Annotated in this window: 6 protein-coding genes; 3 read left to right on the top strand and 3 right to left on the bottom strand. The window is 71.3% G+C overall.

Features of this window, described 5'->3' with window-relative positions; genetic code table 11:
* Window positions 1-452: 452 nt before the first annotated feature.
* Both CCN35_RS21030 and CCN35_RS21025 read left to right on the top strand, forming a co-directional pair.
* On the top strand, window positions 453-1094 hold the full coding sequence (locus tag CCN35_RS21030) for an IclR family transcriptional regulator (protein ID WP_067388102.1): 642 nt from the start codon (window positions 453-455) through the stop codon (window positions 1092-1094).
* 113 nt (window positions 1095-1207) lie between these two features.
* The gene (locus tag CCN35_RS21025) at window positions 1208-1999 is read left to right on the top strand and encodes a S16 family serine protease (protein ID WP_067388104.1); all 792 of its coding nucleotides are present in this window, start codon (window positions 1208-1210) and stop codon (window positions 1997-1999) included.
* 7 nt (window positions 2000-2006) lie between these two features.
* On the opposite strand, the gene CCN35_RS21020 is transcribed toward CCN35_RS21025, so the two are convergent.
* The 3 genes from CCN35_RS21020 to CCN35_RS21010 form a co-directional block, all read right to left on the bottom strand.
* Window positions 2007-2195, bottom strand: coding sequence for a hypothetical protein (locus CCN35_RS21020; RefSeq protein WP_067388106.1), 189 nt, complete (start codon window positions 2193-2195; stop codon window positions 2007-2009).
* 11 nt (window positions 2196-2206) lie between these two features.
* The gene (locus CCN35_RS21015) at window positions 2207-2791 is read right to left on the bottom strand and encodes an ArsR/SmtB family transcription factor (RefSeq protein WP_245863314.1); all 585 of its coding nucleotides are present in this window, start codon (window positions 2789-2791) and stop codon (window positions 2207-2209) included.
* 79 nt (window positions 2792-2870) lie between these two features.
* Window positions 2871-3338 carry an Lrp/AsnC family transcriptional regulator gene (locus CCN35_RS21010; RefSeq protein WP_067388111.1) on the bottom strand — a complete coding sequence of 156 codons (468 nt, stop codon included), beginning with the start codon at window positions 3336-3338 and terminating at the stop codon, window positions 2871-2873.
* A gap of 126 nt (window positions 3339-3464) precedes the next feature.
* Here CCN35_RS21010 and hppD point away from each other — a divergent pair, with 126 nt between their 5' ends.
* Window positions 3465-4613, top strand: a complete 1149-nt coding sequence (gene hppD / locus CCN35_RS21005; RefSeq protein ID WP_067388113.1) for a 4-hydroxyphenylpyruvate dioxygenase — start codon at window positions 3465-3467, stop codon at window positions 4611-4613.
* Window positions 4614-4746 lie beyond the last annotated feature (133 nt).

Below are 4746 nucleotides of genomic sequence, written 5' to 3'. Positions count from 1 at the left end.
CGGTCACTGATCGTCACGGCCTGCTGACGTTTGTCCGGATCCGCTTGCTGACGTGCGCAAATCCTCGCGCGGGGGAGGTGCAGAAGTGCACGATCCTCGCGGGGCCCGGGTCTCGCCCCGGGCCCCGCGAGGATCGTGCACTTCTGCACCTCCCGGAGTGAGGATTTGCGCAGGTCAGCAAGCGGATCCGGACAAACGTGAGCAGGCTGTGACGATCAGTGACCGGATTCTGGACAGAGGCTTCCGCTCAGCGAACCGGCTTCGCTAATGTCCCGCTACGCACACGCCCCGTGGCAGCACCGCCGCGGAGCGCAGCCGTGAAGCGACTTCAGTCCGGGACGGCCCGGACCGCCGGCCGATCGGCGACCCCTGGAGCGCGTCACCGATGGGACTCGGTGGCGCGCGCCCGGCGCGAAGGGGCCGCCGACCTCACCTCTTAAGGAGTGGGCGTCGTGACCGCGGAGACCTCTCAGACGCTCGACCGCGGCCTCAGGGTTCTCAAGCTGCTGGCCGATACGGATCATGGGCTGACCGTCACCGAGCTGTCCCGGAAACTGGGCGTCAACCGCACCGTGGTGTACCGGTTGCTCGCCACCCTGGAGCAGCACTCGCTGGTGCGCCGTGACCTGGGAGGACGTGCCCGGGTCGGGCTCGGGGTGCTGCGGCTGGGCCGCCGGGTGCATCCGCTGGTGCGGGAGGCCGCGATGCCGGCGCTGCGGTCGCTGGCCGACGACATCGGGGCGACCGCGCATCTGACCCTGGTGGACGGCGGGGAGGCGCTGGCCGTCGCCGTGGTCGAGCCGAGCTGGACCGACTACCACGTGGCCTACCGGCCCGGAGTCCGGCACCCCCTGGACCGGGGCGCGGCGGGCAAGGCGATTCTCGCGGCCCGGCGGCACCCGATGGCGGAGCCCGGCTACACCCTGACCCGTGGAGAGCTCGAGACGGGCGCCTGCGGAGCGGCGGCGCCGCTGCTCGGGGTGACGGGGATCGAGGGCAGCGTGGGCGTGGTGATGCTGACGGACTGCGTGCCGGAGCGGGTGGGGCCGAGAGTGGTGGACGCGGCACGGGAGATCGCGGAGGCGCTGCGCTGAGCGGAGGGCCGCCCAGGTGACCGGGCGCACGGCCCGGTCCGGGCGGCACCCCGGCGCGCCGTTGGGCCGTCCTGGGCGAAGTGGGTGCGTGGGCGGCGGGTTAGATTGACGTCGTGCTCTCTCGTCTCTCACGTCCCCGGGCCCTCACCGTCTGCGCGCTTCCCGTCGCGGCTCTGATCGCCGCCGCGGTGTGCGCACCGCTGCCGTTCTCGGTGGCACAGCCGGGCATGACGGCGGATGTGCTCGGCGAGAACAAGGGCACTCCGGTCATCACCGTCTCCGGCGCCCCCACCCGGAGGACGAGCGGGCAGCTGCGGATGACGACCATCGAGGCGACCGGCCCGGACACCCATGTCTCGCTGAAGGACGTGATCGACGGCTGGTTCGCCACCGACCGGGCGGTGATGCCGCGCGACGCGGTCTACCCGAGCGGCGACAGCCTCAAGGAGATCGAGCGGTACAACGCCGAGCAGATGCGCAAGTCCCAGGACGCGGCGACCCGGGCGGCCCTGAAGTACCTCGGCGTCCACGACAAGGACGTCAAGGTGACGCTGAGGCTCGCCGACGTCGGCGGCCCCAGCGCGGGCCTGCTGTTCTCCCTCGGCATCATCAACAAGCTCGACGGCGACGGCAACGGCGGCGACCTCACCGGCGGCCGTACGATCGCCGGCACGGGAACCATCACCGCCGACGGCAAGGTCGGCCCGGTCGGCGGAGTGGCCCTCAAGACCCAGGCCGCCCGCCGGGACGGTGCCACGGTCTTCCTGGTGCCGAAGGCCGAGTGCGCCGCCGCCCGGGCCGAGCAGCCCGAAGGTCTTCGGCTGATCCCGGTGACCACGCTGAAGGGCGCCGTCGACTCCCTGGTGGCCCTGCGCACCGGGAAGGGGACCGTCCCCAGCTGCTGAGGAACCCCTAGGCGGCGGAGGCCGGTTGCGGGCCGGTCGTGGCCAGGCGGAGGCCGATCTCCACCAGGGTCCAGCCCAGGCGGGCCCGCAGAGCGCGGGGGCGGACGGCCGCGCTCGCGCGCCGGTGGGCGGCGGCGCGGGCGTGGAGTTCGGCGGCGCGGATCCGGTGCAGGACGAGATGGGTCTCGGGAAGCATCGGCGGGCCTCTCAGTCCGTGCGGGTGGGGAAGAGGTGCATGTGGACGCGCACCTGCTCGGCCCGGGCGGTGCCCTCCTCGGGAGTCCGCGTCCGGTAGCTCTCGACGAGTTCGTGCATCCTCGCGTTGAGCTCGCGGGCGAGTTCGGGGGTGAGCCGCAGCGTCCAGTCGCTCATGTCCGAGGCGGTGCTCCACTCCTCGGGCCAGTCGTGCGCGGTGCCGACGAAGGTGGAGAGCTCCTGGGCGTGCACGGTCGCGACCTCGTGCATGAACAGGGCGGCGGCGCCGCGGACCGCCGGATCGGGGTCCTTGAGCAGCGCCTCGTCGAACCGTACGCCCTGGTGGGCCGCCCGCCACCAGCGCTCGCGCCCCTTGCCGTGCTCCGGCGCGTCCTCGACGAAGCCGTACGCGGCGAGCTGGCGCAGGTGGTAGCTGGTCGCCCCGCTGGACTCGCCCAGTTTCTGGGCGAGCTGGGAGGCGGTCGCGGGGCCGCCGCGCCGAAGCGCGGTCAGCAGCTGCATGCGCAGGGGGTGCGCGAGGCCGCGGAGGCTGCGGGCGTCGAGCACATGGATGTTCGGGGTGTCGTTGTCGGCCACGCATGCAAAGGTATCGTTGCAAAGAGTCCTTTGCAACGGATTCTTTGCATCGTGCTTCCCGTGCTCCGGCGGCCCGCGCTCACTCCTCCGCCGCCTGCTCCACCAGGGGGATGATCCGCAGCGGCACCGGGTTCTCCATCACGATCGCCGTCGAGGCGCGCACGATCCCCTCGAAGCCCACCACCCGGTCGATCACCCGCTGCAGATCGGCGTTCGAGCGGGCGACCAGCCGGCACAGCATGTCGCCCGAACCGGTGGTGGTGTGCAGCTCCAGCACCTCCGGCACCGACGCCAGATGGGCCCGTACGGCCGCCCCCTGCCCCTGCCGGATCTGGAGCGTCGCGAACGCCGTCACCGGATAGCCGAGCGCCGCCGGGTCCACCTCCGGGCCGAAGCCGCGGATCACCCCGCGCGACCGCAGACGGTCCAGCCGCGCCTGCACGGTGCCGCGCGCCACCCCCAGCCGCCGGGACATCTCCAGCACCCCGATGCGCGGCTCGCGCGCCAGCAGCACGATGATGCGGCTGTCCAGCCGGTCGATCCCCATGTCCCCCGCCCTCCTCAGTGGTCATCCTGTACAGAAAGCCCTTAGGTACGCGGCTTTCACAGGTCATATTGCTCAGTGAATGCGCAAACTATTGCGCACCTTGTGGGATCGGGTGACCCTTCGGGCATGACGCAGACCACACACCACACCCCCGACACCACCGGCCGGCAGGACGACCCCTTCCCGGTCAAGGGCATGGACGCGGTCGTCTTCGCCGTGGGCAACGCCAAGCAGGCGGCGCACTACTACTCCACCGCCTTCGGCATGAAGCTGGTCGCCTACTCCGGACCGGAGAACGGCAGCCGCGAGACCGCGAGCTACGTCCTGGAGAGCGGCTCCGCCCGGTTCGTGTTCACCTCGGTGATCAAGGCCTCCACCTCCTGGGGCCACTTCCTCGCCGAGCACGTGGCCAGGCACGGCGACGGCGTCATCGACCTCGCCCTCGAGGTCCCGGACGCGCGCGCCGCGCACGCCTACGCCGTCGAGCACGGCGCCCGCTCGCTGGCCGAGCCGTACGAGATGAAGGACGAGCACGGCACCGTCGTCCTCGCCGCGATCGCCACCTACGGCGAGACCCGCCACACCCTGGTCGAGCGGACCGGCTACAACGGCCCCTACCTGCCCGGCTACGTGCCCGCGAAGCCCATCGTCGAGCCGCCCGCCCAGCGTCTGTTCCAGGCCATCGACCACTGCGTCGGCAACGTCGAGCTCGGCCGCATGGACGAGTGGGTGAGCTTCTACCACAAGGTCATGGGCTTCACGAACATGAAGGAGTTCGTGGGCGACGACATCGCCACCGAGTACAGCGCGCTGATGTCGAAGGTCGTGGCCGACGGCACGCGCAAGGTCAAGTTCCCGATCAACGAGCCCGCCATCGCCAAGAAGAAGTCCCAGATCGACGAGTACCTGGAGTTCTACAACGGCCCCGGTGTCCAGCACATCGCGCTGAACACCAACGACATCGTGGACACCGTCCGCCGGATGAGGGCGGCCGGCGTCGAGTTCCTCGACACCCCCGACGCCTACTACGACACCCTCGGCGAGTGGGTCGGCGAGACCCGCGTCCCCGTCGAGACCCTGCGCGAGCTGAAGATCCTCGCCGACCGCGACGAGGACGGCTATCTGCTGCAGATCTTCACCAAGCCGGTCCAGGACCGCCCGACCGTCTTCTTCGAACTCATCGAGCGGCACGGCTCGATGGGCTTCGGCAAGGGCAACTTCAAGGCCCTGTTCGAGGCGATCGAGCGCGAGCAGGCCCGCCGCGGCAACCTGTGAGCCCGGCCTCCGCACCCGTGTGCACACCCGCCCGCCGCGCCGTCCGTGCGGCGGGCGGACCGCTTCCGTCCCGGGTCACCGCCCGGTGACGTCCCCGGGCGCCCCCGTCACCGGCGGCTCGCCCAGCTCCGCC

Source organism: Streptomyces thermovulgaris, assembly GCF_002155915.1.
Taxonomy (GTDB): domain Bacteria; phylum Actinomycetota; class Actinomycetes; order Streptomycetales; family Streptomycetaceae; genus Streptomyces; species Streptomyces thermovulgaris.
The sequence above is the reverse complement of the archived record's forward strand: the minus strand, read 5'-3'. Positions and strand labels throughout refer to the sequence as shown.

Coding starts and splice junctions, on each gene's coding strand:
- CCN35_RS21010 (WP_067388111.1), bottom strand. CDS start 3,338: ATGGGGATCGACCGGCTGGACAGCCGCATCATCGTGCTGCTGGCGCGC.
- hppD (WP_067388113.1), top strand. CDS start 3,465: ATGACGCAGACCACACACCACACCCCCGACACCACCGGCCGGCAGGAC.
- CCN35_RS21020 (WP_067388106.1), bottom strand. CDS start 2,195: ATGCTTCCCGAGACCCATCTCGTCCTGCACCGGATCCGCGCCGCCGAA.